Here is a 25739-nt window from a genome sequence, read left to right as displayed (position 1 = left end):
AACATGCGCCTATTTTCTGTATAATGGTGTATGTTGGTCTTTGACTGCGATGAAGTGAGAGGTTGCTGACACACCCGGCCGCTTTGCCATGGCAAGGTGTTCAGGTTTTTCTCACGGAGAACTGTCTAACGTGATGTAGGCGAAAAGGAGGGAAAATAATGGCAAAACAAAAAATTCGTATTCGTTTGAAAGCATATGATCATAGAATCCTTGATCAATCTGCAGAGAAGATTGTTGAAACGGCAAAACGTTCTGGTGCCAGCGTATCTGGTCCGATTCCGTTGCCAACTGAAAAATCAGTTTACACAATCCTTCGTGCGGTGCACAAATACAAAGATTCTCGTGAGCAATTTGAAATGCGTACACATAAACGTTTAATCGACATTGTGAACCCAACACCACAAACTGTTGATGCTCTTATGCGATTAGACTTACCATCTGGTGTCGATATCGAAATTAAACTTTAATTCTAAAATATAGAATGATCTTAATAGGAGGTGTGACGAATGACCAAAGGAATCTTAGGAAGAAAAATTGGTATGACGCAAGTATTCGCTGAGAATGGTGATCTTATTCCGGTAACTGTTATCGAGGCTGCTCCAAACGTTGTTCTTCAAAAGAAAACAGCTGAAAACGACGGTTACGAAGCAATCCAGCTTGGTTTTGACGACAAGCGTGAAAAGCTTTCTAACAAACCTGAAAAAGGGCACGTTGCAAAAGCGGAAACTGCTCCTAAGCGCTTCGTTAAAGAATTACGCGGAGTGGAAATGGATGCGTATGAAGTTGGTCAGGAAGTCAAGGTTGAAATTTTCTCTGCTGGAGAAATCGTAGATGTAACAGGAGTATCTAAAGGTAAAGGTTTCCAAGGTGCGATCAAGCGCCACGGACAATCTCGCGGACCTATGTCTCACGGTTCACGCTACCACCGTCGTCCTGGTTCAATGGGACCTGTAGATCCTAACCGTGTATTCAAAGGTAAATTATTACCTGGACGTATGGGCGGAGAGCAAATCACTGTTCAAAACCTTGAAATCGTAAAAGTTGATGCAGAACGCAATCTTCTTTTGATCAAAGGTAACGTACCTGGTGCGAAGAAATCTTTAATCACTGTTAAAAGTGCTGTTAAATCTAAATAATTCTCTTAGGAAAGGAGGAAATTGATTATGCCAAAAGTAGCATTATACAACCAAAACGGTTCTACTGCTGGTGACATCGAATTAAACGCTTCTGTATTTGGTATCGAACCAAATGAGAGTGTTGTATTCGACGCTATTCTTATGCAAAGAGCTTCCTTACGTCAAGGAACTCACAAAGTAAAAAATCGTTCTGAAGTACGCGGCGGAGGTCGTAAACCATGGCGTCAAAAAGGTACTGGACGTGCCCGTCAAGGTTCAATCCGTTCACCGCAATGGCGCGGAGGTGGTGTCGTATTCGGCCCAACACCACGCAGCTATTCTTATAAATTACCTAAAAAAGTTCGCCGCTTGGCAATCAAATCAGTATTGTCTTCTAAAGTGATCGACAACAACATCATCGTTCTTGAAGATCTTACTCTTGATACGGCTAAAACAAAAGAAATGGCAGCTATCCTTAAAGGATTATCTGTTGAGAAAAAAGCTTTAATCGTAACTGCGGATGCAAACGAAGCAGTAGCATTATCTGCTCGCAACATTCCTGGAGTTACTGTTGTTGAAGCTAACGGAATCAACGTTTTAGACGTTGTCAACCACGAGAAGCTTCTGATTACAAAAGCAGCGGTTGAAAAAGTAGAGGAGGTGCTTGCATAATGAAAGATCCTCGTGATGTTCTAAAGCGCCCCGTCATTACTGAACGTTCTGCCGATTTAATGACTGAAAAGAAATATACTTTTGAAGTTGATGTAAGAGCTAACAAAACAGAAGTGAAAGACGCGGTTGAAAGCATCTTTGGAGTGAAAGTTGACAAAGTCAACATCATGAACTACAAAGGCAAATCAAAACGTGTCGGACGCTACACTGGTATGACTAGCCGTCGCAGAAAAGCGATCGTAAAACTTACTGCAGACAGCAAAGAAATCGAAATTTTTGAAGCTTAATTATCTGTAAAAAGAAGGAGGGAAATTCAAAATGGCGATTAAAAAGTATAAACCGACCTCTAATGGACGTCGTGGCATGACAACTTCAGATTTTGCTGAAATCACGACTGACAAGCCGGAAAAATCCTTGCTTGCTCCCCTTCACAAAAAAGGCGGACGTAACAACCAAGGTAAATTGACTGTACGTCACCAAGGTGGCGGACATAAACGCCAATACCGTGTTATCGACTTCAAACGCGATAAAGATGGTATACCTGGACGCGTTGCTACAGTTGAATACGATCCAAACCGTTCAGCTAACATCGCTCTAATCAACTATGCAGACGGAGAAAAACGTTACATTCTTGCTCCTAAAGGAATTCAAGTAGGTACTGAAATCATGTCAGGTCCTGAAGCTGACATTAAAGTAGGTAATGCACTTCCACTTATCAACATCCCTGTTGGTACAGTTGTGCATAACATTGAATTAAAACCTGGTAAAGGCGGACAGCTTGTACGTTCAGCTGGTACATCTGCTCAGGTTCTTGGTAAAGAAGGTAAATACGTTCTTGTACGTCTTAACTCTGGTGAAGTTCGCATGATCCTTTCTGCTTGCCGTGCTTCTATCGGTCAAGTAGGTAACGAACAGCACGAACTTATCAACATTGGTAAAGCTGGACGTTCTCGCTGGAAAGGCATCCGTCCTACAGTTCGTGGTTCTGTAATGAACCCTAACGATCACCCACACGGTGGTGGTGAAGGACGTGCGCCAATCGGACGTAAATCACCAATGTCTCCATGGGGCAAACCAACTCTTGGATTCAAGACTCGTAAGAAAAAGAACAAATCCGATAAATTTATCGTACGTCGTCGTAAAAATAAATAACGGGGTTGTCTACGGTTCTTTTCGGACCGTAGTGCAATCACGAAGGGAGGTTCCAAAATGGCTCGCAGCTTAAAAAAAGGACCATTTGTCGATGGACACTTGATGACTAAAATCGAGAAATTAAATGAAACTGACAAGAAACAAGTCGTAAAAACTTGGTCTCGTCGTTCTACTATTTTCCCACAGTTTATTGGTCACACAATCGCAGTCTATGACGGACGTAAACACGTGCCTGTATTCATCTCTGAAGATATGGTAGGGCACAAGTTGGGTGAATTCGCTCCAACTCGTACGTACAAAGGTCATGCAAGTGATGACAAAAAAACAAGACGCTAAGAGAGGAGGCTTTTAAATGCAAGCTAAAGCTGTTGCAAGAACAGTCCGTATTGCTCCTCGTAAAGCACGTCTAGTAATGGACCTGATTCGAGGCAAGCAAGTAGGTGAGGCAGTATCAATCTTGAACCTTACACCAAGAGCTGCTTCTCCAATTATCGAGAAAGTATTAAAATCCGCTATTGCAAATGCTGAGCATAACTATGAAATGGACGCTAACAACCTGGTTATATCTCAAGCATTCGTTGACGAAGGCCCTACGTTAAAAAGATTCCGCCCACGTGCTATGGGACGTGCGAGCCAAATCAACAAACGTACGAGCCACATTACAATCGTTGTATCAGAAAAGAAGGAGGGATAAGTAGTGGGTCAAAAGGTAAATCCAGTCGGTCTTCGTATCGGAGTCATTCGTGATTGGGAATCTAAGTGGTACGCTGGTAAAGATTACGCTGACTTCCTGCACGAAGATTTAAAAATTCGTGAATACATTAGCAAACGCCTTTCTGACGCTTCTGTTTCTAAAGTAGAAATCGAGCGTGCAGCAAACCGCGTTAACATTACGATCCACACAGCTAAGCCTGGTATGGTTATCGGTAAAGGCGGTTCTGAAGTCGAAGCACTTCGCAAAGCCCTTAACAGCCTTACTGGCAAGCGTGTACACATTAACATTCTTGAAATCAAAAGAGCAGATCTTGATGCACAGTTAGTTGCTGACAACATCGCTCGTCAATTAGAAAACCGTGTTTCTTTCCGCCGTGCGCAGAAACAACAAATCCAACGTACTATGCGTGCTGGAGCACAAGGTGTGAAAACAATGGTTTCTGGTCGTCTTGGCGGTGCAGATATCGCTCGTTCTGAATACTACAGTGAAGGAACTGTTCCATTGCACACATTGCGTGCGGACATTGACTATGCAACATCTGAAGCTGATACTACTTACGGTAAGCTTGGTGTAAAAGTCTGGATCTATCGTGGAGAGGTTCTTCCTACTAAGAAGAAAACTGAGGAAGGAGGAAAATAATATGTTATTACCAAAACGCGTTAAATATCGCAGAGAGCATCGCGGAAAAATGCGTGGCCGTGCGAAAGGCGGTACTGAAGTACATTTCGGAGAATTCGGTATCCAAGCTCTTGAAGCTTCTTGGATTACTAACCGTCAAATCGAAGCTGCACGTATTGCGATGACTCGTTACATGAAACGTGGCGGTAAAGTTTGGATCAAAATTTTCCCTTCTAAACCTTACACTGCTAAACCACTTGAGGTACGTATGGGATCCGGTAAAGGGGCTCCAGAAGGTTGGGTAGCTGTTGTAAAACCGGGCAAAGTTTTATTTGAAATTTCTGGTGTGTCTGAAGAGGTTGCTCGTGAAGCGCTTCGCCTTGCATCTCACAAATTGCCAATTAAAACGAAGTTCGTAAAACGTGAAGAAATTGGTGGTGAATCAAATGAAAGCTAATGAAATTCGTGACCTTACCACTGCTGAAATTGAACAAAAAGTAAAGTCTCTTAAAGAAGAACTTTTCAATCTTCGCTTTCAATTAGCGACAGGACAACTTGAAAATACTGCTCGCATTCGTGAAGTGCGCAAAGCTATCGCGCGCATGAAAACTGTGATTCGTGAAAGAGAAATTGCTGCTAATAAATAATCACTGAGGGGAGGTCGTGAGCATGAGCGAACGTAACCAACGCAAAGTTTACCAAGGCCGTGTTGTTTCTGACAAAATGGATAAAACCATTACTGTTGTTGTTGAGACATACAAAAAACATACACTTTACGGTAAACGCGTAAAATACTCAAAAAAATTCAAAGCACATGATGAAAATAATCAAGCTAAAATCGGTGACATCGTTAAGATTATGGAAACTCGTCCTTTGTCTGCAACTAAGCGTTTCCGTCTAGTTGAAGTTGTCGAAGAAGCTGTTATTATCTAATAAAGTTCGGAATTCTTTTTCCGAAGGGAGGTAACAAATAATGATTCAACAAGAGACTCGTTTAAAAGTAGCTGACAACTCTGGCGCACGTGAAGTACTTACTATTAAAGTTCTTGGTGGTTCTGGACGTAAAACAGCTAACATTGGTGATGTAATTGTTTGCACGGTTAAACAAGCAACACCAGGAGGCGTTGTCAAAAAAGGTGAAGTCGTAAAAGCTGTTATCGTTCGCACTAAAAGCGGAGCGCGCAGAAGTGACGGTTCATACATCAGCTTCGATGAGAATGCATGTGTTATCATCCGTGACGACAAGAGCCCACGCGGAACTCGTATCTTCGGACCAGTTGCTCGTGAATTGCGTGAAAACAACTTTATGAAAATTGTTTCTCTAGCTCCAGAAGTTATCTAATGAAATAAATGCCTTACTCAAGGAGGTGCGATCAGGATGCATGTAAAAAAAGGCGATAAAGTTATGGTTATCTCTGGTAAAGATAAAGGCAAACAAGGAACAATCCTTGCTGCTTTCCCTAAAAAGGACCGCGTTTTAGTTGAAGGTGTTAACATGGTAAAGAAACACTCTAAACCAACTCAAGCTAACCCTCAAGGCGGTATTTCTAATCAAGAGGCGCCAATTCATGTATCAAACGTTATGCCGCTCGATCCTAAAACAGGTGAAGTGACTCGCGTAGGATACAAAGTGGAAGATGGCAAAAAAGTTCGTGTAGCAAAAAAATCTGGGCAAGTTCTAGATAAATAGTATTAAAAGGAAGGGAGGTCTATCTCATGAACCGCCTTAAAGAAAAGTACAATAAAGAAATTGCACCTGCTTTAATGACTAAGTTCAATTATGATTCAGTCATGCAAGTGCCTAAAATCGAAAAAATCGTAATCAACATGGGTGTTGGTGACGCTGTTCAAAACGCCAAAGCAATCGACAGTGCTGTTGAAGAATTAACGTTTATCGCAGGTCAAAAACCTGTCGTTACTCGTGCGAAGAAATCAATTGCTGGATTCCGTCTTCGTGAGGGAATGCCTATCGGTGCGAAAGTAACTCTTCGCGGAGAGCGCATGTATGATTTCCTTGATAAACTTATTTCTGTATCTTTACCGCGTGTACGTGACTTCCGCGGGGTTTCTAAAAAATCTTTCGACGGTCGCGGCAACTACACACTTGGTATCAAAGAACAGTTAATCTTCCCTGAAATTGACTACGATAAAGTAACAAAGGTTCGCGGAATGGACATCGTTATCGTAACAACAGCTAATACTGACGAAGAAGCTCGTGAGCTATTAACTCAAGTAGGTATGCCGTTCCAGAAATAATCAATGAAAGGGAGGCGAAATCGTGGCTAAAAAGTCTATGATTGCGAAACAACAACGTACACCAAAGTTTAAAGTACAAGAGTACACACGCTGTGAACGCTGCGGACGTCCGCATTCAGTCATTCGTAAATTTAAACTTTGCCGTATTTGTTTCCGTGAGCTTGCATATAAAGGACAAATTCCTGGCGTGAAAAAAGCCAGCTGGTAATCCCCAAGAAAGGGAAGGAGGTAATTATATAATGGTTATGACAGATCCAATTGCAGATATGCTAACTCGTATTCGCAATGCAAACATGGTACGTCATGAGAAGCTTGAAATTCCTGCTTCTAAATTGAAAAGAGAAATTGCTGAAATTTTAAAGCGTGAAGGTTTCATTCGTGACGTTGAGTTCGTAGAAGACAGCAAACAAGGTATCATCCGCGTTTTCTTGAAATACGGACAAAACAACGAGCGCGTTATCACTGGTCTTAAAAGAATCAGCAAGCCTGGTTTGCGTGTTTATGCTAAATCTAATGAAGTACCTCGCGTACTTAACGGTCTTGGAATCGCGATTATTTCTACATCACAAGGTGTTTTAACGGACAAAGAAGCCCGTGCAAAACAAGCTGGTGGAGAAGTTCTAGCATACGTTTGGTAAGAAGTTTAACATGAATGGAGGTGTTTGGTATGTCTCGTGTAGGTAAGAAGCTACTTGAGATTCCTTCTGATGTTACAGTAACGTTAAATGATAACAACACTGTAGCTGTGAAAGGACCAAAAGGAGAATTAACTCGTACGTTTCACCCTGATATGGAGATTAAAGTAGAGGACAATGTGCTTACAGTCGCTCGTCCTTCTGATCAAAAAGAGCACCGTGCCCTGCATGGTACGACTCGTAGTCTGCTTGGCAACATGGTTGAAGGTGTATCTAAAGGATTTGAAAGAGGTTTGGAATTAGTCGGTGTCGGTTACCGTGCTTCTAAATCCGGAAATAAACTTGTTTTAAACGTTGGATACTCTCATCCTGTTGAGATCGTTCCTGAAGAAGGCATCGAAATCGAAGTTCCTTCTCAAACAAAAGTAGTTGTAAAAGGTACAGACAAAGAACGCGTAGGAGCTATTGCTGCTAACATCCGCGCTGTACGTTCTCCAGAGCCTTACAAAGGTAAAGGAATCCGCTACGAAGGTGAAGTTGTTCGCCGTAAAGAAGGTAAATCTGCTAAGTAAGATCGCTTAAAGTGAAGAAAGGAGTGACCTAGATGATTACGAAAACTAGCAAAAATGCTGCTCGTCTTAAAAGACACGCTCGTGTTCGCGCTAAACTTTCCGGTACTGCTGAAAGACCGCGCCTGAACGTTTTCCGTTCTAACAAGCACATTTACGCTCAAATCATCGATGATGTAAATGGTGTAACACTTGCTAGTGCATCTACTCTCGATAAAGACTTGAACGTTGAAAGCACTGGAGATACTTCTGCTGCTACTAAAGTTGGAGAATTAGTTGCAAAACGCGCTGCTGAAAAAGGCATTTCTGACGTAGTATTTGACCGTGGCGGATACTTATACCATGGACGTGTAAAAGCTTTGGCTGATGCCGCTCGTGAAGCTGGACTTAAATTTTAATAAAAGAAGGAGGGACACATGATTATGCGTCGTATTGACCCAAGCAAATTAGAGTTAGAAGAACGCTTAGTTACGGTTAACCGCGTAGCGAAAGTTGTTAAAGGTGGTCGTCGTTTCCGCTTCGCAGCTCTAGTCGTTGTCGGTGACAAAAACGGACACGTAGGATTCGGTACTGGTAAAGCACAAGAAGTACCAGAAGCGATCCGCAAAGCTGTTGAAGATGCGAAAAAGAATTTGATTGAAGTACCAATGGTTGGAACTACAATTCCACACGAAATCATCGGACGTTTCGGTGCAGGTAACATCTTGTTAAAACCTGCTTCTGAAGGTACTGGAGTTATCGCTGGAGGCCCTGTACGTGCGGTACTTGAGCTAGCTGGTGTAGCTGATATCCTTTCTAAGTCTTTAGGTTCTAACACACCGATCAACATGATTCGTGCAACACTTCAAGGTTTAAGTGAACTTAAACGTGCTGAAGACGTTGCGAAGCTTCGTGGAAAATCTGTAGAAGAACTGTTAGGATAAGGAGGGAACATTAATGGCTAAATTAGAAATTACCCTCAAACGAAGTGTAATCGGTCGCCCGGAAGACCAACGCGTCACTGTAAGAACACTTGGTTTAAAGAAAACAAACCAAACTGTTGTTCATGAAGACAACGCTGCGATCCGTGGTATGATTAATAAAGTATCTCATTTAGTTTCTGTTAAAGAACAATAAAAATATTTGATCGGATAAGGAGGTGTCCTAATGAAACTTCATGAATTAAAACCTTCAGAAGGTTCACGCAAAACGCGTAATCGCGTAGGTCGTGGTATTGGTTCTGGCAACGGTAAAACAGCTGGTAAAGGTCACAAAGGTCAAAACGCTCGTTCTGGCGGCGGTGTACGCCCTGGATTCGAGGGGGGACAAATGCCTTTATTCCAACGTCTTCCTAAACGCGGTTTCACTAACATCAACCGCAAGGAATACGCTGTAGTCAACCTAGACAAATTGAACGGTTTTGCAGAAGGAACGGAAGTCACTCCTGAACTTCTTCTAGAGACTGGTGTTATTAGCAAACTTAATGCAGGAGTAAAGATTCTTGGCAACGGTAAATTAGAGAAAAAATTAACTGTAAAAGCCAATAAATTCTCTGCTTCTGCGAAAGAAGCTGTTGAAGCTGCTGGCGGTACAGCTGAGGTGATCTAACTTGTTTAAAACAATCTCCAACTTTATGCGTGTGAGTGATATCAGGAATAAAATCATATTCACTTTACTCATGCTTATCGTCTTTCGCATAGGTGCGTTTATTCCTGTGCCTTACGTTAACGCTGAAGCGTTACAGGCGCAGTCTCAAATGGGTGTTTTTGATCTCCTTAATACATTTGGCGGCGGTGCGCTTTACCAATTTTCCATTTTCGCAATGGGAATTACTCCTTATATCACGGCTTCGATCATCATTCAGCTGCTTCAGATGGATGTTGTACCGAAGTTTACCGAGTGGTCTAAGCAAGGTGAAGTTGGCCGCCGTAAATTAGCTCAGTTCACAAGGTACTTTACGATTGTGCTTGGTTTCATCCAAGCATTAGGTATGTCATATGGATTTAACAATCTGGCAAACGGTATGCTGATCGAAAAATCCGGTGTATCGACATATCTTATCATTGCTTTAGTACTCACTGGCGGAACTGCCTTTTTAATGTGGCTTGGGGAACAAATTACTTCTCATGGAGTAGGCAACGGAATATCGATCATTATCTTCGCGGGGATTGTGTCTAGTATTCCAAAAACAATTGGGCAAATATATGAGACTCAATTTGTCGGTAGCAACGATCAGTTGTTTATTCATATTGTGAAAATCGCACTTCTTGTGATTGCGATTTTAGCAGTTATTGTTGGAGTTATTTTCATTCAGCAAGCCGTACGGAAAATTGCGATTCAATATGCTAAAGGCACAGGTCGTTCACCTGCTGGCGGAGGTCAGTCTACACACCTTCCATTGAAAGTGAATCCTGCAGGGGTTATTCCGGTAATCTTTGCGGTTGCGTTTTTGATAACGCCGCGGACGATCGCGTCATTCTTTGGAACAAACGATGTGACAAAGTGGATTCAAAACAACTTTGATAATACGCATCCGGTGGGTATGGCGATATATGTTGCGTTGATTATTGCCTTTACGTACTTTTATGCTTTTGTACAGGTAAACCCTGAACAAATGGCTGATAACCTTAAAAAACAGGGTGGCTATATCCCGGGGGTTCGTCCAGGGAAAATGACTCAAGATAGAATTACGAGCATTTTGTATCGACTTACGTTTGTGGGTTCTATATTCTTAGCCGTGATTTCCATTCTTCCTATCTTTTTCATTCAATTCGCTGGATTGCCTCAAAGTGCACAAATTGGCGGAACATCTTTGTTAATTGTTGTCGGGGTAGCCTTGGAGACAATGAAACAACTAGAAAGCCAGTTGGTGAAACGAAACTACCGTGGATTTATGAAAAACTAGAGGAAATGGATTTATCCATTCCCTCTTAATAAAGAGAGGACGGGGGAAATCCGAATGAACTTAGTCTTAATGGGGCTTCCTGGTGCCGGTAAAGGCACACAGGGCGAACGAATTGTTGAGGATTATGGGATTCCTCATATCTCAACAGGAGATATGTTCCGTGCTGCTATGAAAGAAGAAACACCACTCGGACTCGAAGCAAAATCTTATATTGATAAGGGAGAGCTCGTACCTGACGAAGTCACAATCGGAATTGTAAAAGAGAGACTTGGCAAAGATGATTGTGAAAGAGGTTTTCTTCTGGACGGATTTCCGCGAACAGTCGCTCAAGCCGAAGCTCTTGAAGAAATTCTTGAGGAATACGGCAAGCCGATTGATTATGTCATTAACATTGAAGTCGACAAAGATGTTCTGATGGAACGTCTGACTGGACGCAGAATTTGCAGTGTTTGCGGCACAACCTATCATTTAGTCTTTAATCCGCCGAAAACGCCGGGTATTTGTGATAAAGACGGAGGCGAACTCTATCAACGGGCAGATGATAATGAGGAAACAGTCTCTAAACGGCTTGAGGTAAACATGAAGCAAACTCAGCCTTTACTCGATTTCTATTCAGAGAAAGGTTATCTTGCAAACGTGAATGGCCAACAGGACATTCAAGACGTGTATGCAGATGTGAAGGATCTTCTTGGAGGATTAAAAAAATGATTATCTGTAAAACCCCACGTGAACTTGGTATCATGCGGGAAGCAGGGCGAATCGTGGCTTTAACTCATGAAGAGTTAAAAAAGCACATTAAACCAGGAATCTCGACAAAAGAATTGGATCAAATTGCCGAACGTTTTATTAAGAAGCAGGGTGCAATCCCATCTTTTAAGGGGTATAATGGGTTTCGCGGGAGCATTTGCGTATCAGTTAATGAAGAACTCGTTCACGGCATACCTGGCAGCAGGGTGCTGAAGGACGGTGACATCATCAGTATTGATATCGGTGCTAAATTAAATGGTTATCATGGTGACTCTGCATGGACATATCCGGTAGGAAACATCAGCGATGATGACAAAAAACTTCTGGAAGTGACAGAGGAGTCTTTATATAAAGGCTTGCAGGAAGCAAAACCAGGTGAACGTTTGTCGAATATTTCCCACGCAATACAAACGTATGTCGAAAATGAGCAGTTTTCAGTTGTTAGGGAGTATGTCGGACATGGTGTTGGTCAAGACTTGCATGAGGACCCGCAAATTCCTCATTACGGTCCGCCCAACAAAGGACCACGGCTTAAACCTGGCATGGTTCTCGCTATTGAACCTATGGTGAACGCTGGCAGCCGCTACGTGAAAACATTGGCTGATAACTGGACGGTTGTAACGGTAGATGGGAAAAAGTGTGCTCATTTTGAACATACGATTGCGATTACGGAAACGGGTTTTGATATACTGACGAGAGTCTAGATGATGAAAATAATTCCGAAGACAGATGTTTTTCAAGCTTGATAGGGCAGAAAGCTTGGGTGAACATTGGCAAGACCGAATTCATCTTGCTGCTTGTCGTTGGAATTTTAACCATCATCAATGTACTAACAGCAGACGGAGAAAAGCGTACATTTCATTCTCCTAAGAAAAAGAATATCAATCATTTAACCCTTTATGATTGCGTATCTCCGGAAGTTCAGAACAGTATAAACGAAACAGGGCGTGTGACAAACTTCTTTTGAAATTTGTCAGAAAGCAAGTTACTGATTTGAAGAAGGGAGAACACTTGAATGGCGAAAGACGATGTAATTGAAGTGGAAGGTACTATAGTCGAAACACTGCCAAACGCGATGTTCAAAGTTGAACTTGAAAATGGCCACACTGTTTTGGCTCATGTATCTGGTAAAATCCGCATGCACTTCATTCGCATTTTACCTGGAGACAAAGTTACGGTAGAATTATCTCCATATGACTTAACTCGTGGCAGGATTACGTACCGTTACAAATAAAGCACTCCGGAAACTGAAGGAGGTTGGAAACACATGAAAGTGAGACCATCAGTTAAACCAATCTGCGAAAAATGTAAAGTTATTCGCAGAAAAGGAAAAGTAATGGTGATCTGTGAAAATCCAAAGCATAAACAAAAACAAGGATAATTTATAAGGAGGTGCCCAGAGAATGGCTCGTATTGCTGGTGTAGATATCCCACGTGACAAACGTGTTGTTATTTCTTTAACATACATCTTCGGAATTGGCCGCACAACGGCTCAGCAAGTCTTAAAAGAAGCTGGAGTTTCAGAAGATACTCGTGTGCGCGATCTTACTGAAGAAGAACTTGGTAAAATCCGTGATATTATTGACAAACTGAAAGTAGAAGGTGACCTTCGCCGTGAAGTTTCTCTTAATATCAAACGTCTGATCGAAATCGGAAGCTACCGCGGAATCCGTCATCGCAGAGGATTACCTGTTCGCGGACAAAACTCTAAAAACAACGCGCGTACTCGTAAAGGTCCGCGTCGTACTGTAGCTAACAAGAAAAAATAAGTAAGGGAGGTTCTTAAACAATGGCTGCTGCTCGTAAATCTAACACGCGTAAACGTCGCGTGAAAAAGAATATTGAGTCTGGAATTGCTCATATTCGTTCAACTTTCAATAACACGATCGTTACGATCACTGACACTCATGGTAATGCTATTTCTTGGTCTAGTGCCGGAGCTTTAGGATTCAGAGGTTCTCGTAAATCTACTCCTTTTGCTGCGCAAATGGCTGCAGAAACAGCTGCTAAAGGTTCAATCGAACATGGTCTTAAAACTCTAGAGGTTACTGTTAAAGGACCTGGTTCAGGCCGTGAAGCTGCAATCCGTGCACTTCAAGCTGCTGGACTAGAAGTCACTGCTATCAGAGACGTAACTCCTGTTCCTCATAACGGATGCCGTCCACCAAAACGTCGCCGCGTGTAATTTGTTTGTATAGATTTTGTGTCCCTGTCAATAATGGGTTATGATACAGTTATTTATGAAACGAATGCACCGACTCGTTGCCTGAGCACATACGGGACTAAACAATGGGGAATTTCGGATGGAATCTCATATGATTCTATTCGAGGTTTCGACGTTTTGAAGGAGGGTTTTAAGTAATGATCGAGATTGAAAAACCAAAAATCGAAACGGTTGAAATCAGCGACGATGCCAAATTTGGTAAGTTTGTCGTAGAGCCACTTGAGCGTGGATATGGTACAACTCTGGGTAACTCCTTACGTCGTATCCTCTTATCCTCACTCCCTGGTGCCGCTGTAACATCAATCCAGATAGATGGTGTACTGCACGAATTCTCGACAATTGAAGGCGTTGTGGAAGATGTTACAACGATTATCTTACACATTAAAAAGCTTGCATTGAAAATCTACTCTGATGAAGAGAAGACGCTAGAAATTGATGTACAGGGTGAAGGAACTGTAACGGCAGCTGATATTACACACGATAGTGATGTAGAGATCTTAAATCCTGATCTTCATATCGCGACTCTTGGTGAGAATGCGAGTTTCCGAGTTCGCCTTACTGCTCAAAGAGGACGTGGGTATACGCCTGCTGACGCAAACAAGAGAGACGATCAGCCAATCGGCGTGATTCCGATCGATTCTATCTATACGCCAGTTTCTCGTGTATCTTATCAGGTAGAGAACACTCGTGTAGGCCAAGTTGCAAACTATGATAAACTTACACTTGATGTTTGGACTGATGGAAGCACTGGACCGAAAGAAGCAATTGCGCTTGGTTCAAAGATTTTAACTGAACACCTTAATATATTCGTTGGTTTAACTGACGAAGCTCAACATGCTGAAATCATGGTTGAAAAAGAAGAAGATCAAAAAGAGAAAGTTCTTGAAATGACAATTGAAGAATTGGATCTTTCTGTTCGTTCTTACAACTGCTTAAAGCGTGCGGGTATTAACACGGTTCAAGAGCTTGCGAACAAGACGGAAGAAGATATGATGAAAGTTCGAAATCTAGGACGCAAATCACTTGAAGAAGTGAAAGCGAAACTAGAAGAACTTGGACTCGGACTTCGCAAAGACGATTGACTAGTTTCCCTTGTGAACTAGGATTTTCGTGTGTTTATTATTCAGAAACAGCATTCCAATAAAGGAGGGGACATCACATGTCATACAGAAAACTAGGACGTACGAGTGCACAGCGTAAAGCTATGCTTCGTGATCTTACAACTGATTTGATCATCAACGAAAGAATCGAAACAACTGAAACACGTGCGAAAGAACTTCGCTCTGTAGTTGAAAAAATGATCACGCTTGGCAAACGCGGTGATCTTCACGCTCGCCGTCAAGCTGCTGCATACATCCGCAACGAGGTTGCAAACGAAGAAAATAACCAAGATGCACTTCAAAAATTATTCTCTGACATTGCAACTCGTTACGAGGAGCGCCAAGGCGGATACACACGTATTATGAAGCTTGGTCCTCGCCGTGGTGACGGAGCACCAATGGCAATTATCGAATTGGTTTAATCACATATTTTTGTGTATCTAAAGAAGGGCGGGACAGTTTCTAACTGGATCTATGCCCTTTTTTTAGATACTGCAACTTTTAATATAGAGAGAAAAGCAGAGCATTAGCTGAGAGGAGGCCGGTTTTCCATGAATCAAAATCAGTTGATATCGGTAGAGGATATCGTATTTCGATATCGGAAGGACGCAGAAAGACGAGCACTAGACGGCGTCTCCCTGCAGGTGTATGAGGGTGAATGGCTTGCAATCGTAGGTCATAACGGTTCAGGGAAATCAACACTGGCCCGGGCATTGAATGGTTTAATTCTTCCTGAATCAGGCGACATTGAGGTTGCCGGGATTCAATTGACAGAGGAATCTGTTTGGGAAGTGCGTAAGAAGATAGGTATGGTCTTTCAAAATCCGGATAACCAATTTGTCGGAACGACTGTTCGCGATGATGTGGCTTTTGGTTTAGAAAACAATGGTGTACCGCGGGAAGAAATGATTGAGAGAGTAGACTGGGCAGTAAAACAGGTGAATATGCAAGATTTTCTCGATCAAGAGCCGCACCATCTCTCCGGAGGCCAAAAGCAGAGAGTTGCGATTGCGGGGGTTATTGCCGCACGTCCTGATATTATTATCTTAGATGAAGCAACATCCATGCTTGATCCGATCGGGCGAGAAGAAGTGCTTGAAACGGTAAGACATTTAAAAGAGCAGGGCATGGCGACTGTCATATCCATTACACATGATCTGGATGAGGCAGCAAAAGCAGACAGGATCATTGTCATGAATGGCGGTAAAAAATATGCTGAAGGGCCGCCCAAAGAGATTTTTAAATTGAATAAAGAACTTGTTCGAATCGGGCTTGATTTACCCTTCTCATTCCAGCTTAGCCAGCTTTTAAGAGAAAATGGACTGGCTTTGGAAGAAAACCATTTGACTCAGGAAGGGCTGGTGAAAGAGCTGTGGACATTACAATCAAAGATGTAGAGCATCGCTATCAGATGAAGACGCCGTTTGAGCGCCTAGCACTGTATGATATCAATGCATCGATTAAAGAAGGAAGCTACGTAGCCGTTATCGGGCATACAGGCTCTGGCAAGTCCACTCTTCTACAGCACCTAAATGGTCTCCTGAAGCCGACGAAGGGACAGATATCACTAGGCAGCACTGTCATTCAGGCAGGGAAAAAGAATAAAGATCTGAAAAAACTTCGTAAAAAAGTCGGAATCGTTTTCCAATTTCCTGAGCATCAATTATTCGAAGAAACAGTTCTTAAAGATATTTCATTCGGACCGATGAACTTTGGTGTTAAAAAAGAGGATGCTGAACATAAAGCGAGAGAGATGCTGCAGCTTGTAGGTTTATCAGAAGAGCTTTTGGACAGGTCACCCTTTGAATTAAGCGGGGGACAAATGCGCAGAGTTGCAATTGCTGGCGTACTTGCAATGGACCCTGAAGTGCTTGTTCTGGATGAACCGACTGCAGGATTGGACCCAAGAGGGCGAAAAGAGATTATGGACATGTTTTATGAGCTTCATCAACGTGGGAACTTGACGACGATCCTTGTGACACACAGCATGGAGGATGCAGCTGCATACGCTGATGAAATGATTGTTATGCATAAAGGAACGATACAAGCATCAGGCAGTCCGCGTGATCTGTTTTTAAAGGGTGAAGAGATGGCCGGCTGGGGGCTGGATCTTCCTGAAACAATAAAATTCCAAAGACACCTTGAAGCTGCACTGGGTGTGAGATTTAATGAGCCTATGCTCACAATCGAAGATGCCGCTGCCGAAATCCGTGCTCTTTTTCAGGGAGAGAAGACTTTATGATGGACAGCATGATTATCGGCAAGTATGTACCGGGGACTTCACTTGTGCACCGGCTTGACCCCAGAACAAAACTGATCACGATCTTTTTATTTGTCTGCATTGTATTCTTAGCCAATAATGTTCAGACATATGCGTTGCTTGGTTTATTTACAATTGGCGTCGTTTCTTTAACAAGAGTTCCTTTCTCTTTTTTAATGAAAGGGCTGAAGCCAATCATCTGGATTGTCCTTTTTACGTTCCTTCTTCACATTCTTATGACACATGAAGGACCGATTATCTTTCAAATAGGTTTTTTCAAAGTCTATGAGGGCGGTCTGGTTCAGGGGATATTCATTTCTCTTAGATTCGTCTATTTGATTTTAATCACAACCTTATTAACGCTTACGACTACACCGATTGAGATTACCGATGGAATGGAGCAGCTGCTGAACCCATTGAAAAAATTAAAGCTTCCTGTTCATGAGCTGGCTCTTATGATGTCAATTTCTTTACGGTTTATTCCGACACTGATGGAGGAGACAGATAAGATCATGAAGGCTCAGATGGCGCGAGGCGTTGATTTTACAAGCGGGCCTGTCAAAGAAAGAGTGAAGGCTATTGTCCCGCTTCTTGTCCCGCTCTTCGTCAGCGCATTTAAACGCGCCGAAGAGCTTGCGGTGGCAATGGAAGCAAGAGGCTATCAAGGCGGAGAAGGACGTACGAAATATAGAAAGCTTGTATGGACAGGAAAAGACACTTCTGTCATTGTCAGCTTAATTGTATTAGCTGCTTTGTTATTTTTCTTAAGGGCTTAGAGGTGCTGTATGAGACTGAAATGCACGATTTCTTATGACGGACATTTGTTTAACGGTTATCAGGTTCAGCCGGGCAAAAGAACGGTTCAGGATGAACTGGAGAAGGCATTGGCTGTCCTGCATAAGTCAAAAGACAGAATTCCGGTCGTTTCGTCTGGAAGAACAGACAGCGGGGTTCACGCAGCCGGACAGGTGATTCATTTTGACACTCCGCTGTCTATCCCGGCTGAGAGATGGCCATATGCCTTAAATGCACTGCTTCCGGACGATATCGCAGTCAAACAGGCAGAAATTGCGGATGATGGGTTCCATGCACGATTTAGCGCAGTCAAAAAAGAATATCGCTACTTTGTATACACGGAGAAACACCCGGACGTATTTAAACGGCATTACGCTTACCATTTTTCATATCGCCTTAATGTGCAGGACATGAGAGAAGCGGCAAAGCATCTTATAGGGACACATGATTTTACGAGCTTTTGCGCGGCTAAAACAGAAGTGCAGGACAAGGTAAGAACGATATACGAACTTGATTGGACTGAGACGGCTGATGGCCTGCAAATGCGGATCACAGGCAACGGTTTCTTATATAATATGGTCAGAATTATTGCGGGTACTTTGCTTGATGCAGGTATTGGAAAAATTTCTCCCGATGAGGTGAAATCCATGCTGGAAGCGAAGGATCGCGAAGCGGCAGGGCGCACAGCGCCGGGGCACGGGCTATATTTATGGAACGTTTACTATGACAACTAAACCAGGTGTATAATATTTTCTTGACAGAGTCTGCATAAAGTTATAAGATATCATATGGTATGTATTTCAACCCCACGATAAGCCCCGGAACTTATTGTGTTGTGAAATAGAACGTAATCGAAGTTTATTGAAAATGACAGATCATTTAGGAGGGAAATTCAATGCGTACAACACCTATGGCTAACGCAAGTACTATTGAACGCAAGTGGTTAGTTGTTGATGCTGCTGGCAAGACTTTAGGTCGTCTTTCTTCAGAAGTTGCAGCTATCCTTCGCGGAAAACACAAACCAACTTACACACCACACGTTGATACTGGAGATCATGTGATCATCATCAACGCTGAAAAAATCGAGTTAACTGGTAAAAAGTTAACTGACAAAATCTACTACCGTCACACTCAACATCCAGGCGGATTAAAATCAAGAACTGCTCTTGAAATGCGTACAAACTACCCTGAGAAAATGCTTGAGCTTGCTATCAAAGGCATGCTTCCAAAAGGTTCTCTAGGTCGTCAAATGTTCAAAAAATTGAACGTATACCGTGGTTCTGAGCATCCACACGAAGCACAAAAACCTGAAGTTTACGAACTTCGCGGTTAATTAAAAAGGAGGTTACCAATTTGGCACAGGTTCAATATTACGGTACTGGCCGTCGTAAAAGCTCTGTAGCGCGTGTGCGTTTAGTTCCAGGAGAAGGCCGTATCGTCGTTAATAATCGTGAAATCAGCGAACACATCCCATCTGCAGCTTTAATCGAAGATATCAAACAACCATTAACTTTGACTGAAACAGCTGGCACTTATGATGTTTTAGTAAACGTACATGGAGGCGGCTTATCTGGTCAAGCTGGAGCAATCCGTCACGGTATCGCTCGTGCTTTGCTTGAAGCAGATCCAGAATACCGTACAACTCTTAAACGTGCAGGTCTTCTGACTCGTGACGCTCGTATGAAAGAACGTAAAAAATACGGTCTTAAAGGCGCTCGTCGTGCACCTCAGTTCTCAAAACGTTAATTTTACGTTTTCAAAAAGCTCTCGACCTTGGGTTGGGAGCTTTTTTCTTTCAATAAAACGTGGCAGCTTCGCATAAAAATAACACTGAATGGACGCTTGACGGGGTTAAGCAAATTGTTTGTTTATAAACAGTCTCACTGTAATAATCATGATAGCTTTCATTCTTATTCAATTGGAAGTTCGGTCAATGTTTATTATCGTTATGTGATCAGCCCAGCTCCATCTAACCACTGTATCTCATCCGTTAAAGTTCACTGCTGATTCTTAACCCGGAGAAACAATAGCTCTCATTGCTAATGGCTTTATGTAACGAAGTAAAAGTAAATCTGATGATATAAATCACATATCTCCTTTGTGATTTTTTTGCGTTTTTATGAACTTTTTTCTAAATATGCAAAGGGAAAGCGATATCAATCTAGAAATATTTGTTATACTCTATACATTAAAGTAAGGAGAAGATTCATGAATGCGTTAGTAGCTCATAATAGCAAAGCCTGGGATAAAAAAGTAGAAACAGGCAATGAATGGACTGTTGCTGTTGAGCAGCAGGTGATCGAACAAGCAAAAAAAGGCAATTGGGATATAAGGGTAACACCAATGAAAGATGTACCGAAGGATTGGTTTCCGCCTGTCAAAGGACTGAAAGTACTCTGTTTAGCATCAGGCGGCGGCCAGCAGGGTCCAGTTTTGGCAGCCGCAGGTGCGGATGTCACCGTACTAGATAACTCAGAAAAACAGCTAAATCAGGATAAAATGATTGCTGAGCGAGATGGTCTCACGATACACACTGTCAAAGGAAGCATGGACGATTTAAGTGTATTTAATGATGAATCATTTGATGTCATTGTACATCCTGTTGCCAATGTTTTTGTTGAGAATGTCCTCCCGGTATGGAAGGAAGCGCACCGTGTGTTGAAAAGGAACGGCATTCTAATCTCGGGTTTTGTCAATCCTGTTGTATTTCTGTTTGATACAGAATTAGAACAGCAAGGTGTTTTAAAAGTAAAACACTCCATTCCATACGCTGACCCAGAAGATCTTCCGAAACATAAAGTGAAAAAACTGATCGAAAATAATGAGGCTCTGGAATTCGGCCATTCCTTAGAAGACCAAATCAAAGGCCAAATTGATGCCGGTTTTATCGTTACTGGTTTTTATGAAGATAAAGGCGGGTTTGTATTAGACCAATATATCCATACATATTCTGCAACAAGAAGCATGAAAGTATGAAAAGCAGCGACCTGTTAGAGGGGCTGCTTTTTTCATAACTACTTACAGAACATTTGTTCCAGATCCTGCGGAAAGCTGACTTTTTATCGATTTTACACCTTCATTTGGGCGAATTTCCAACCGAATTCGGGCATTGTTTCATCATCCAAACCTCAAAATAATCGGTAAAAGGAGAGTGAATTTATATGGCAGAAGTACTGTCTTTTATGGATGTGAAACGCCAAAAGGATTTTGAATTAGAAAAGAACTTGCTCAAAGAACTCTCTCTGAGACAAATTATCCAGTCTGTTAAGGATTGTTTAGAACCATTATTTCCATTTTTACATGATGAACGAGATATTATTACCGAAGGCTGTATTGATTTTGCTATAGAAGCCTATTTGTTAGGCGGGCGTTTTGGGATATTCGGCTATTACGGAGAATCCATGCAGAGTATCAGTGCCCGCTCTGCAAGAGAAGAAGAAGAGCTTCGTATGGAGTTTTTTGATTATCTCTATAATTGGATACACGAGCAATACGCAACATTTGATAAAAACACGGTTTATGAAGCGGCACGCAAGTTCATTAAAGATTGGTGGACAGCAGGGTTTGTTCAAAGAGAAAAACAGTGTAAGCTTCGCATGCGGTAATCATATTTCCCGGCCCTGTCCCATAGTTATGTAATAACGGACAAGCGGGAGGGGAAGGGATGAGGAAAAAGCTTAAATGGCTCAGTTTTTTGCTAGGCTTCATCATATTACTATTTCTGTTCAAGTATCAGTTCAGCAATAACGACTCTTGGAAGCCGTGGAGCCTGCCCTTGAGCGGTAAAATCATTTATCTAGATCCAGGTCATGGCGGGCCTGACGGCGGAGCAGTCGGCGGAAAGCTGTTAGAGAAGGATGTTACCCTGGAAGTGGCCTTTAGAGTCAGGGATTATCTTCAAGAACAAGGAGCGCTTGTTATCATGACCAGAGAAAGTGATACTGATCTCGCTCCAGAAGGAACAAAAGGCTATAGCCGACGAAAAGCTGAGGATCTAAGACAACGAGTCAAATTAATAAACCATTCAGAGGCGGAGCTCTATATCAGCATTCATCTTAATGCGATTCCGTCACAAAAATGGAGCGGAGCCCAAAGCTTTTATTACGGGAAATATGCGGAAAATGAGAAAGTCGCAAAATACATTCAGGATGAGCTGAGAAGAAATCTGGAAAACACAACCCGGAAAGCAAAGCGGATTCATGGTATCTACTTAATGCAAAACGTCACCAAACCGGGGGCGCTTATAGAAGTCGGATTTTTATCCAATCCAAGTGAAGCAACGTTGCTAGGTAAACCGAAATATCAAGACAAGGTGGCATCTTCCATATATAAAGGCATTTTGCGATATTTCACAGAAAAAGGAGACCCTCCGGAGTAATGGAGGGTTTTCTTGTGGTTCTAAGCATAAGACACCCGCCATTTATGTATGATATAATAATAATTGTAAACGAATACACAAAAGGGTGAGGTTCGATGATAAGAGAAGATGAAGTAAGAAAACTAGTCGGAGAAATGCGCGAACCTTTTCTTCAAAGACCTCTGGGAGAATTGGATGCCGTTAAGGAAATTAAAATAAAGCCTGAAAAACGGCATATCAGTGTAAAAGTCGCTCTTGCAAAAACAGGAACTGCAGAACAAATGCAGATTCAGCAAGAGATCGTAAACGTATTAAAAGGGGCAGGAGCTGAGACAGTCGGCCTTCGATTTGAAGAGCTGCCTGAAGAAACGGTTGCTAAATTCCGGGCGCCGTCAGCTGAGAAAAAAACATTATTAAATATGGATAACCCGCCAGTCTTTCTTGCGGTAGCAAGCGGAAAAGGCGGCGTAGGCAAGTCAACTGTGTCCGTAAACCTAGCTATTTCTCTGGCTCGTCTAGGGAAAAAGGTTGGTTTAATTGATGCGGATATTTATGGGTTCAGTGTGCCGGACATGATGGGTATCACTGTGCGTCCAACGATTGAAGGAGAGAAACTTCTTCCTGTTGAACGCTTTGGAGTAAAGGTCATGTCAATGGGCTTTTTCGTAGAAGAAAATGCTCCGGTCGTATGGAGAGGGCCGATGCTCGGCAAAATGCTGAATAACTTTTTCCATGAAGTAGAGTGGGGAGAAGTAGACTATATCGTTCTTGATCTTCCGCCTGGTACAGGGGATGTTGCTCTCGATGTACATACAATGCTTCCGAGCTGCAAAGAAATCATCGTATCTACGCCGCATCCGACAGCTGCTTTTGTCGCGGCCAGAGCGGGCTCTATGGCGATTAAAACCGATCATGAGGTCGTGGGGGTCATAGAGAACATGGCTTATTATGAAAGTGCAAAGACAGGGGAAAGAGAATATGTCTTTGGAAAAGGCGGAGGAGATAAACTGGCTGAGGAACTAAATGTGCCTTTGCTCGGCAGAATCCCATTGAAACAGCCAGATTGGGATAAGGACCAATTTGCTCCGTCTGTTTATGACGAAAATCATCCAATCGGAGAAATATATCAGGACATCGCAGAAAAAATAGATGCAAAAATGTCAGTGCAGGTATAAAAGGTGAACCGGGATTTCAGATCCCGGCTTTCCCTTTATTCACTTTCTTTGGCTGTGTCTTTTGCTGCTTTTTTCAGCTCATCTTCGAACTGCTTTTTGTAAAGCGGACTAGAAAGTGTTTCGTTAATAACCTCTTCTAAATAACTGCGGAATTCTTGGCTTTTTGCCAGCTGGCTGTACTTTTTATCCATGCCGGGATCCTGCATAACGCTCATCAGCATCTTCTGGTAATCTGGATCCTTCATCAGCTTTTTAATCACTTTTTCATGCTCTGTCTGAAGAGTTTTGGCAAAGCCCTCAGCAAAATCAGTGTCTTCAAAGATGTTTTTCCAAAATTCTTCGCCTTTTTTAGATGTGAGTGTTTTTTCTATTGTTCCTTTAATTGCATCTTGATCAATCACCAGCGCTTCATTCATGGCATCATCATTTAATAATTCCTTAATAGCTTTCTTTCCATCATCAGTTTTTAATATATCAACAACCATTTTTTTGGTTTGATCATAGTCCATATCCGCTGCTTGGTCTTTTGGAGCGCAAGCTGTTACAGATAATAACAAAAAACAGCTCATCAATAGCGTTTTGGCTTTTGACATGCTTAAGCTCCTTTCACATACTTGTCTTACCTTTAATATGATTCATCTGTTTGGAATTATACATAACAAAATATCGCTGTTCGCGATTTTTGAGGGGATGAATAAAGAAATGAAAAGCCGTGGTTTAGTTCGTTTTTTCTTTTCTATTTTAGCTGTCGGAGCGCTTATCACGAGTATTGTGGGTTTTGCTTTAAAATGGGGAGAATATAGAGGGCTGTTTCTTACATTTGAAGCGGGGCAGATTTTCTCTGTATTATTTTGGTTTATCGGTGTAGGCATGATTTTCAGTGTGATCAGCCAAATGGGTTTTTTCGTGTTTTTAACAGTTCATCGGTTTGCGCTTGAGATATTAAGGTCCTCCTCTTTGTGGAATTTGCTGCAGTTGTTTTTCATCCTGTTTGTTGCTTTTGATTTAATGTACGTGCGTTTTTTATTTTTTGGAGAGAGCGGAGAATCGCTGGCTGGCTATGCGTGGTTACCGGTGTTTTTATTGATCTTTGGAGTGATTACAGCTTATATAAAGCAAAAGCAGTCCTCTAAGAAAACATTTGTGTCATCGTTGTTTTTGATGGTTGTGATTACCGCATTAGAATGGTTCCCTGCATTAAGAGTAAATGATGAGGACTGGCTTTATTTAATGCTTTTTCCGTTAATGGCATGTAATGCCTTCCAATTGCTGATGCTGCCGAAGTTTGCAGCAAAGTAATTACTTTACCTCTGCGGATCTGGCATCAGAATTTGCGATGAGATCACCCACGGTTACATTTTTTAATCCTTTTTCTTTCAGCTGATGGATGATATCAGGTAATGCTTCTTCTGTTTGTTTTGCCGAATCGGAGGCATGTAAAAGAATAATGTCTCCACCGGAAACTTGCTTGGTCACATTGTCGATGATTTTTTCAACTCCGGGATTTGTCCAGTCTTGAGAGTTCACACTGTAATGAACGACTGTATAATTGTATTGCTTTGCGACCTTTAGAACATTCTTATTGAATTGGCCGGTAGGGGGTCTTAATAGCTGTATGTCTTTGACCCCTAACTTTTCAAAGGCTGTTTGCGCACGGTTTATGTCCTTTTTTATTTCGCTGCTCTCTAAATTGGCATAGTTTTTATAAGCGTAGCCCATGCTCCCAATTTGATGTCCATCCTTTACGATACGGGCCACTGTGTCGGGATGGCGTTCTGCCCAAGAAGCGGAAAGAAAAAACGTTGCATTTTTAATCCCGTTTGCTTTCAGAGTATTAAGTATCGGTTCTGCTCTCTCATCACCCCAGCTGATATCGAAAGTAAGTGAAATATCTTTAGAGTCTGTTTCTCCTTTATAAATGGCTTTAGGTCCGGTGTCAGTTGAAAACACGGGGAGCGGGACAGCTCTTTGGATATAAAAAAAGCTAGCAGCTGCAAATGCGGCGATAAGTATAATAATTAATTGTTTCACCCGTTTAATGTGCCACACATAGAAGTGATTCACTGATGATGCCTCCTTATCTTGTCCATCATTCTTGTTTTACATCTTATGAGCATGGACAATTGAATATAACCGATAAAATGTCTCTTCACATACAGCCTAAATTGGGTGTTGACCTTTTGATAATATCCGTGATATATTATTATTCGTCGCTGATAAACAGCTGACATCAACTAAAAGCTTCATTAAGTACTTTGAAAAAAGTTGTTGACTTAAAAGAAGCTGAATGTTATAGTAATAAAGCTGCTTCGTTAAGCGGCGGTAATGATCTTTGAAAACTAAACAAGACAAAACGTACCTGTTAATTCATTTTTATAAATCGCACAACGATGTGCGTAGTCAGTCAAACTACTTTATCGGAGAGTTTGATCCTGGCTCAGGACGAACGCTGGCGGCGTGCCTAA

43 protein-coding genes and 1 pseudogene are annotated in these 25739 nt (G+C 42.1%); 42 read left to right on the top strand and 2 right to left on the bottom strand.

Going from position 1 to position 25739, the window contains the following annotated elements; all coding sequences use genetic code 11:
• Window positions 1-158 precede the first annotated feature (158 nt).
• The 41 genes and pseudogenes from rpsJ to salA all read left to right on the top strand — a co-directional run bounded on the left by rpsJ (window position 159) and on the right by salA (window position 23274).
• Window positions 159-467 (top strand): 30S ribosomal protein S10, encoded by a 309-nt coding sequence (rpsJ, locus tag AC07VD_RS20180; protein WP_003156464.1) that lies wholly within the window; start codon window positions 159-161, stop codon window positions 465-467.
• A 39-nt stretch (window positions 468-506) separates the two neighbouring features.
• On the top strand, window positions 507-1136 hold the full coding sequence (gene rplC / locus AC07VD_RS20175; protein ID WP_004399671.1) for a 50S ribosomal protein L3: 630 nt from the start codon (window positions 507-509) through the stop codon (window positions 1134-1136).
• Window positions 1137-1163: 27 nt separating this feature from the next.
• A complete protein-coding gene (rplD, locus tag AC07VD_RS20170) occupies window positions 1164-1787 on the top strand; it encodes a 50S ribosomal protein L4 (RefSeq protein ID WP_004399658.1) in 624 nt (207 codons plus the stop codon).
• Complete coding sequence (gene rplW, locus AC07VD_RS20165; RefSeq protein WP_003156467.1) at window positions 1787-2074, top strand: 50S ribosomal protein L23; 288 nt, start codon at window positions 1787-1789, stop codon at window positions 2072-2074. The genes rplD and rplW overlap by 1 nt, the downstream gene beginning before the upstream one ends.
• A gap of 31 nt (window positions 2075-2105) precedes the next feature.
• Window positions 2106-2939 (top strand): 50S ribosomal protein L2, encoded by an 834-nt coding sequence (gene rplB, locus AC07VD_RS20160; protein WP_003225795.1) that lies wholly within the window; start codon window positions 2106-2108, stop codon window positions 2937-2939.
• Between the two features lie 57 nt (window positions 2940-2996).
• A complete protein-coding gene (gene rpsS / locus AC07VD_RS20155) occupies window positions 2997-3275 on the top strand; it encodes a 30S ribosomal protein S19 (protein ID WP_003156472.1) in 279 nt (92 codons plus the stop codon).
• A 16-nt stretch (window positions 3276-3291) separates the two neighbouring features.
• On the top strand, window positions 3292-3633 hold the full coding sequence (rplV, locus tag AC07VD_RS20150; protein WP_003156475.1) for a 50S ribosomal protein L22: 342 nt from the start codon (window positions 3292-3294) through the stop codon (window positions 3631-3633).
• Between the two features lie 3 nt (window positions 3634-3636).
• Window positions 3637-4293 (top strand): 30S ribosomal protein S3, encoded by a 657-nt coding sequence (gene rpsC, locus AC07VD_RS20145; protein WP_003242001.1) that lies wholly within the window; start codon window positions 3637-3639, stop codon window positions 4291-4293.
• A gap of 1 nt (window position 4294) precedes the next feature.
• On the top strand, window positions 4295-4729 hold the full coding sequence (rplP, locus tag AC07VD_RS20140) for a 50S ribosomal protein L16 (protein WP_003225801.1): 435 nt from the start codon (window positions 4295-4297) through the stop codon (window positions 4727-4729).
• A complete protein-coding gene (gene rpmC, locus AC07VD_RS20135; RefSeq protein WP_003156482.1) occupies window positions 4719-4919 on the top strand; it encodes a 50S ribosomal protein L29 in 201 nt (66 codons plus the stop codon). Before rplP ends, rpmC begins: the two co-directional genes overlap by 11 nt.
• Before the next feature lie 22 nt (window positions 4920-4941).
• Window positions 4942-5205: a 30S ribosomal protein S17 gene (gene rpsQ / locus AC07VD_RS20130; protein WP_003225804.1), complete on the top strand. Its 264-nt coding sequence runs from the start codon at window positions 4942-4944 to the stop codon at window positions 5203-5205.
• Window positions 5206-5245: 40 nt separating this feature from the next.
• Window positions 5246-5614, top strand: coding sequence for a 50S ribosomal protein L14 (rplN, locus tag AC07VD_RS20125; protein ID WP_003225805.1), 369 nt, complete (start codon window positions 5246-5248; stop codon window positions 5612-5614).
• A gap of 36 nt (window positions 5615-5650) precedes the next feature.
• Window positions 5651-5962 (top strand): 50S ribosomal protein L24, encoded by a 312-nt coding sequence (gene rplX / locus AC07VD_RS20120; RefSeq protein WP_003156486.1) that lies wholly within the window; start codon window positions 5651-5653, stop codon window positions 5960-5962.
• Between the two features lie 26 nt (window positions 5963-5988).
• Window positions 5989-6528, top strand: coding sequence for a 50S ribosomal protein L5 (gene rplE, locus AC07VD_RS20115; RefSeq protein ID WP_003225809.1), 540 nt, complete (start codon window positions 5989-5991; stop codon window positions 6526-6528).
• Between the two features lie 22 nt (window positions 6529-6550).
• A complete protein-coding gene (gene rpsN, locus AC07VD_RS20110) occupies window positions 6551-6736 on the top strand; it encodes a 30S ribosomal protein S14 (RefSeq protein ID WP_003156488.1) in 186 nt (61 codons plus the stop codon).
• A 31-nt stretch (window positions 6737-6767) separates the two neighbouring features.
• Window positions 6768-7166 carry a 30S ribosomal protein S8 gene (gene rpsH / locus AC07VD_RS20105; protein ID WP_003241998.1) on the top strand — a complete coding sequence of 133 codons (399 nt, stop codon included), beginning with the start codon at window positions 6768-6770 and terminating at the stop codon, window positions 7164-7166.
• 29 nt (window positions 7167-7195) lie between these two features.
• Window positions 7196-7735: a 50S ribosomal protein L6 gene (gene rplF, locus AC07VD_RS20100; RefSeq protein WP_004399690.1), complete on the top strand. Its 540-nt coding sequence runs from the start codon at window positions 7196-7198 to the stop codon at window positions 7733-7735.
• A 32-nt stretch (window positions 7736-7767) separates the two neighbouring features.
• Window positions 7768-8130 (top strand): 50S ribosomal protein L18, encoded by a 363-nt coding sequence (gene rplR / locus AC07VD_RS20095; protein ID WP_003225816.1) that lies wholly within the window; start codon window positions 7768-7770, stop codon window positions 8128-8130.
• A 24-nt stretch (window positions 8131-8154) separates the two neighbouring features.
• On the top strand, window positions 8155-8655 hold the full coding sequence (rpsE, locus tag AC07VD_RS20090; protein ID WP_003328273.1) for a 30S ribosomal protein S5: 501 nt from the start codon (window positions 8155-8157) through the stop codon (window positions 8653-8655).
• A 13-nt stretch (window positions 8656-8668) separates the two neighbouring features.
• Window positions 8669-8848, top strand: a complete 180-nt coding sequence (rpmD, locus tag AC07VD_RS20085; protein ID WP_003156497.1) for a 50S ribosomal protein L30 — start codon at window positions 8669-8671, stop codon at window positions 8846-8848.
• A gap of 30 nt (window positions 8849-8878) precedes the next feature.
• Entirely contained in the window at window positions 8879-9319 is a 441-nt protein-coding gene (gene rplO / locus AC07VD_RS20080; RefSeq protein WP_003225819.1) for a 50S ribosomal protein L15, read from the top strand.
• A 1-nt stretch (window position 9320) separates the two neighbouring features.
• Complete coding sequence (gene secY, locus AC07VD_RS20075; protein WP_024571501.1) at window positions 9321-10616, top strand: preprotein translocase subunit SecY; 1296 nt, start codon at window positions 9321-9323, stop codon at window positions 10614-10616.
• Window positions 10617-10670: 54 nt separating this feature from the next.
• Window positions 10671-11324 carry an adenylate kinase gene (locus tag AC07VD_RS20070; protein WP_004399686.1) on the top strand — a complete coding sequence of 218 codons (654 nt, stop codon included), beginning with the start codon at window positions 10671-10673 and terminating at the stop codon, window positions 11322-11324.
• On the top strand, window positions 11321-12067 hold the full coding sequence (map, locus tag AC07VD_RS20065; protein WP_003225828.1) for a type I methionyl aminopeptidase: 747 nt from the start codon (window positions 11321-11323) through the stop codon (window positions 12065-12067). The genes AC07VD_RS20070 and map overlap by 4 nt, the downstream gene beginning before the upstream one ends.
• A gap of 65 nt (window positions 12068-12132) precedes the next feature.
• A pseudogene (locus AC07VD_RS20060) lies at window positions 12133-12401 on the top strand (ribosome-binding protein ybzG).
• Complete coding sequence (infA, locus tag AC07VD_RS20055) at window positions 12379-12597, top strand: translation initiation factor IF-1 (protein ID WP_003156508.1); 219 nt, start codon at window positions 12379-12381, stop codon at window positions 12595-12597. Before AC07VD_RS20060 ends, infA begins: the two are co-directional and overlap by 23 nt.
• 33 nt (window positions 12598-12630) lie before the next feature.
• Window positions 12631-12744: a 50S ribosomal protein L36 gene (rpmJ, locus tag AC07VD_RS20050; protein ID WP_003156543.1), complete on the top strand. Its 114-nt coding sequence runs from the start codon at window positions 12631-12633 to the stop codon at window positions 12742-12744.
• Window positions 12745-12766: 22 nt separating this feature from the next.
• Window positions 12767-13132: a 30S ribosomal protein S13 gene (rpsM, locus tag AC07VD_RS20045; RefSeq protein WP_003235095.1), complete on the top strand. Its 366-nt coding sequence runs from the start codon at window positions 12767-12769 to the stop codon at window positions 13130-13132.
• A 20-nt stretch (window positions 13133-13152) separates the two neighbouring features.
• Entirely contained in the window at window positions 13153-13548 is a 396-nt protein-coding gene (rpsK, locus tag AC07VD_RS20040; RefSeq protein ID WP_009966385.1) for a 30S ribosomal protein S11, read from the top strand.
• A gap of 176 nt (window positions 13549-13724) precedes the next feature.
• Window positions 13725-14669, top strand: a complete 945-nt coding sequence (locus AC07VD_RS20035; protein WP_003225835.1) for a DNA-directed RNA polymerase subunit alpha — start codon at window positions 13725-13727, stop codon at window positions 14667-14669.
• 77 nt (window positions 14670-14746) lie between these two features.
• Window positions 14747-15109: a 50S ribosomal protein L17 gene (gene rplQ / locus AC07VD_RS20030; RefSeq protein WP_003225836.1), complete on the top strand. Its 363-nt coding sequence runs from the start codon at window positions 14747-14749 to the stop codon at window positions 15107-15109.
• Window positions 15110-15238: 129 nt separating this feature from the next.
• Window positions 15239-16084: an energy-coupling factor ABC transporter ATP-binding protein gene (locus AC07VD_RS20025; protein ID WP_046159978.1), complete on the top strand. Its 846-nt coding sequence runs from the start codon at window positions 15239-15241 to the stop codon at window positions 16082-16084.
• Window positions 16060-16929: an energy-coupling factor ABC transporter ATP-binding protein gene (locus AC07VD_RS20020; protein WP_130573439.1), complete on the top strand. Its 870-nt coding sequence runs from the start codon at window positions 16060-16062 to the stop codon at window positions 16927-16929. The genes AC07VD_RS20025 and AC07VD_RS20020 overlap by 25 nt, the downstream gene beginning before the upstream one ends.
• A complete protein-coding gene (locus AC07VD_RS20015; RefSeq protein ID WP_004399656.1) occupies window positions 16926-17723 on the top strand; it encodes an energy-coupling factor transporter transmembrane component T family protein in 798 nt (265 codons plus the stop codon). The genes AC07VD_RS20020 and AC07VD_RS20015 overlap by 4 nt, the downstream gene beginning before the upstream one ends.
• A gap of 9 nt (window positions 17724-17732) precedes the next feature.
• On the top strand, window positions 17733-18476 hold the full coding sequence (gene truA / locus AC07VD_RS20010; RefSeq protein ID WP_342819782.1) for a tRNA pseudouridine(38-40) synthase TruA: 744 nt from the start codon (window positions 17733-17735) through the stop codon (window positions 18474-18476).
• A gap of 161 nt (window positions 18477-18637) precedes the next feature.
• On the top strand, window positions 18638-19075 hold the full coding sequence (gene rplM, locus AC07VD_RS20005; RefSeq protein ID WP_003241966.1) for a 50S ribosomal protein L13: 438 nt from the start codon (window positions 18638-18640) through the stop codon (window positions 19073-19075).
• A 20-nt stretch (window positions 19076-19095) separates the two neighbouring features.
• Window positions 19096-19488 carry a 30S ribosomal protein S9 gene (gene rpsI, locus AC07VD_RS20000; RefSeq protein ID WP_004399691.1) on the top strand — a complete coding sequence of 131 codons (393 nt, stop codon included), beginning with the start codon at window positions 19096-19098 and terminating at the stop codon, window positions 19486-19488.
• Between the two features lie 462 nt (window positions 19489-19950).
• A complete protein-coding gene (locus AC07VD_RS19995) occupies window positions 19951-20718 on the top strand; it encodes a class I SAM-dependent methyltransferase (protein WP_216996424.1) in 768 nt (255 codons plus the stop codon).
• 185 nt (window positions 20719-20903) lie between these two features.
• Window positions 20904-21347, top strand: coding sequence for a YbaK family protein (locus AC07VD_RS19990; RefSeq protein WP_003235118.1), 444 nt, complete (start codon window positions 20904-20906; stop codon window positions 21345-21347).
• A 59-nt stretch (window positions 21348-21406) separates the two neighbouring features.
• Entirely contained in the window at window positions 21407-22120 is a 714-nt protein-coding gene (cwlD, locus tag AC07VD_RS19985; RefSeq protein WP_004399672.1) for an N-acetylmuramoyl-L-alanine amidase CwlD, read from the top strand.
• A 95-nt stretch (window positions 22121-22215) separates the two neighbouring features.
• Window positions 22216-23274: an iron-sulfur carrier protein/transcriptional regulator SalA gene (gene salA, locus AC07VD_RS19980; protein WP_076458793.1), complete on the top strand. Its 1059-nt coding sequence runs from the start codon at window positions 22216-22218 to the stop codon at window positions 23272-23274.
• Window positions 23275-23309: 35 nt separating this feature from the next.
• Here the strand turns inward: salA and gerD are convergent, their stop codons facing one another.
• Window positions 23310-23867 (bottom strand): spore germination lipoprotein GerD, encoded by a 558-nt coding sequence (gene gerD, locus AC07VD_RS19975; protein WP_003235126.1) that lies wholly within the window; start codon window positions 23865-23867, stop codon window positions 23310-23312.
• 109 nt (window positions 23868-23976) lie between these two features.
• Here gerD and kbaA point away from each other — a divergent pair, with 109 nt between their 5' ends.
• Window positions 23977-24573, top strand: a complete 597-nt coding sequence (gene kbaA / locus AC07VD_RS19970) for a KinB-signaling pathway activation protein (RefSeq protein WP_004399693.1) — start codon at window positions 23977-23979, stop codon at window positions 24571-24573.
• Here kbaA and pdaB read toward each other — a convergent pair whose 3' ends face one another.
• Entirely contained in the window at window positions 24574-25338 is a 765-nt protein-coding gene (gene pdaB, locus AC07VD_RS19965) for a polysaccharide deacetylase family sporulation protein PdaB (RefSeq protein ID WP_129092197.1), read from the bottom strand.
• Window positions 25339-25739 lie beyond the last annotated feature (401 nt).

The sequence above is a fragment of the Bacillus sp. GW821-FHT01G09 genome (assembly GCF_059422205.1).
The sequence above is the reverse complement of the archived record's forward strand: the minus strand, read 5'-3'. Positions and strand labels throughout refer to the sequence as shown.

What these genes read in the sequence shown, in the direction of transcription:
- rpsJ (WP_003156464.1), top strand. Translation starts at nt 159, where the DNA reads ATGGCAAAACAAAAAATTCGTATTCGTTTGAAAGCATATGATCATAGA.
- rplC (WP_004399671.1), top strand. Translation starts at nt 507, where the DNA reads ATGACCAAAGGAATCTTAGGAAGAAAAATTGGTATGACGCAAGTATTC.
- rplD (WP_004399658.1), top strand. Translation starts at nt 1,164, where the DNA reads ATGCCAAAAGTAGCATTATACAACCAAAACGGTTCTACTGCTGGTGAC.
- rplW (WP_003156467.1), top strand. Translation starts at nt 1,787, where the DNA reads ATGAAAGATCCTCGTGATGTTCTAAAGCGCCCCGTCATTACTGAACGT.
- rplB (WP_003225795.1), top strand. Translation starts at nt 2,106, where the DNA reads ATGGCGATTAAAAAGTATAAACCGACCTCTAATGGACGTCGTGGCATG.
- rpsS (WP_003156472.1), top strand. Translation starts at nt 2,997, where the DNA reads ATGGCTCGCAGCTTAAAAAAAGGACCATTTGTCGATGGACACTTGATG.
- rplV (WP_003156475.1), top strand. Translation starts at nt 3,292, where the DNA reads ATGCAAGCTAAAGCTGTTGCAAGAACAGTCCGTATTGCTCCTCGTAAA.
- rplP (WP_003225801.1), top strand. Translation starts at nt 4,295, where the DNA reads ATGTTATTACCAAAACGCGTTAAATATCGCAGAGAGCATCGCGGAAAA.
- rpmC (WP_003156482.1), top strand. Translation starts at nt 4,719, where the DNA reads ATGAAAGCTAATGAAATTCGTGACCTTACCACTGCTGAAATTGAACAA.
- rpsQ (WP_003225804.1), top strand. Translation starts at nt 4,942, where the DNA reads ATGAGCGAACGTAACCAACGCAAAGTTTACCAAGGCCGTGTTGTTTCT.
- rplN (WP_003225805.1), top strand. Translation starts at nt 5,246, where the DNA reads ATGATTCAACAAGAGACTCGTTTAAAAGTAGCTGACAACTCTGGCGCA.
- rplX (WP_003156486.1), top strand. Translation starts at nt 5,651, where the DNA reads ATGCATGTAAAAAAAGGCGATAAAGTTATGGTTATCTCTGGTAAAGAT.
- rplE (WP_003225809.1), top strand. Translation starts at nt 5,989, where the DNA reads ATGAACCGCCTTAAAGAAAAGTACAATAAAGAAATTGCACCTGCTTTA.
- rpsH (WP_003241998.1), top strand. Translation starts at nt 6,768, where the DNA reads ATGGTTATGACAGATCCAATTGCAGATATGCTAACTCGTATTCGCAAT.
- rplF (WP_004399690.1), top strand. Translation starts at nt 7,196, where the DNA reads ATGTCTCGTGTAGGTAAGAAGCTACTTGAGATTCCTTCTGATGTTACA.
- rplR (WP_003225816.1), top strand. Translation starts at nt 7,768, where the DNA reads ATGATTACGAAAACTAGCAAAAATGCTGCTCGTCTTAAAAGACACGCT.
- rpsE (WP_003328273.1), top strand. Translation starts at nt 8,155, where the DNA reads ATGCGTCGTATTGACCCAAGCAAATTAGAGTTAGAAGAACGCTTAGTT.
- rpmD (WP_003156497.1), top strand. Translation starts at nt 8,669, where the DNA reads ATGGCTAAATTAGAAATTACCCTCAAACGAAGTGTAATCGGTCGCCCG.
- rplO (WP_003225819.1), top strand. Translation starts at nt 8,879, where the DNA reads ATGAAACTTCATGAATTAAAACCTTCAGAAGGTTCACGCAAAACGCGT.
- AC07VD_RS20070 (WP_004399686.1), top strand. Translation starts at nt 10,671, where the DNA reads ATGAACTTAGTCTTAATGGGGCTTCCTGGTGCCGGTAAAGGCACACAG.
- map (WP_003225828.1), top strand. Translation starts at nt 11,321, where the DNA reads ATGATTATCTGTAAAACCCCACGTGAACTTGGTATCATGCGGGAAGCA.
- infA (WP_003156508.1), top strand. Translation starts at nt 12,379, where the DNA reads ATGGCGAAAGACGATGTAATTGAAGTGGAAGGTACTATAGTCGAAACA.
- rpmJ (WP_003156543.1), top strand. Translation starts at nt 12,631, where the DNA reads ATGAAAGTGAGACCATCAGTTAAACCAATCTGCGAAAAATGTAAAGTT.
- rpsM (WP_003235095.1), top strand. Translation starts at nt 12,767, where the DNA reads ATGGCTCGTATTGCTGGTGTAGATATCCCACGTGACAAACGTGTTGTT.
- rpsK (WP_009966385.1), top strand. Translation starts at nt 13,153, where the DNA reads ATGGCTGCTGCTCGTAAATCTAACACGCGTAAACGTCGCGTGAAAAAG.
- AC07VD_RS20035 (WP_003225835.1), top strand. Translation starts at nt 13,725, where the DNA reads ATGATCGAGATTGAAAAACCAAAAATCGAAACGGTTGAAATCAGCGAC.
- rplQ (WP_003225836.1), top strand. Translation starts at nt 14,747, where the DNA reads ATGTCATACAGAAAACTAGGACGTACGAGTGCACAGCGTAAAGCTATG.
- AC07VD_RS20025 (WP_046159978.1), top strand. Translation starts at nt 15,239, where the DNA reads ATGAATCAAAATCAGTTGATATCGGTAGAGGATATCGTATTTCGATAT.
- AC07VD_RS20015 (WP_004399656.1), top strand. Translation starts at nt 16,926, where the DNA reads ATGATGGACAGCATGATTATCGGCAAGTATGTACCGGGGACTTCACTT.
- truA (WP_342819782.1), top strand. Translation starts at nt 17,733, where the DNA reads ATGAGACTGAAATGCACGATTTCTTATGACGGACATTTGTTTAACGGT.
- rplM (WP_003241966.1), top strand. Translation starts at nt 18,638, where the DNA reads ATGCGTACAACACCTATGGCTAACGCAAGTACTATTGAACGCAAGTGG.
- AC07VD_RS19995 (WP_216996424.1), top strand. Translation starts at nt 19,951, where the DNA reads ATGAATGCGTTAGTAGCTCATAATAGCAAAGCCTGGGATAAAAAAGTA.
- AC07VD_RS19990 (WP_003235118.1), top strand. Translation starts at nt 20,904, where the DNA reads ATGGCAGAAGTACTGTCTTTTATGGATGTGAAACGCCAAAAGGATTTT.
- cwlD (WP_004399672.1), top strand. Translation starts at nt 21,407, where the DNA reads ATGAGGAAAAAGCTTAAATGGCTCAGTTTTTTGCTAGGCTTCATCATA.
- salA (WP_076458793.1), top strand. Translation starts at nt 22,216, where the DNA reads ATGATAAGAGAAGATGAAGTAAGAAAACTAGTCGGAGAAATGCGCGAA.
- gerD (WP_003235126.1), bottom strand. Translation starts at nt 23,867, where the DNA reads ATGTCAAAAGCCAAAACGCTATTGATGAGCTGTTTTTTGTTATTATCT.
- kbaA (WP_004399693.1), top strand. Translation starts at nt 23,977, where the DNA reads ATGAAAAGCCGTGGTTTAGTTCGTTTTTTCTTTTCTATTTTAGCTGTC.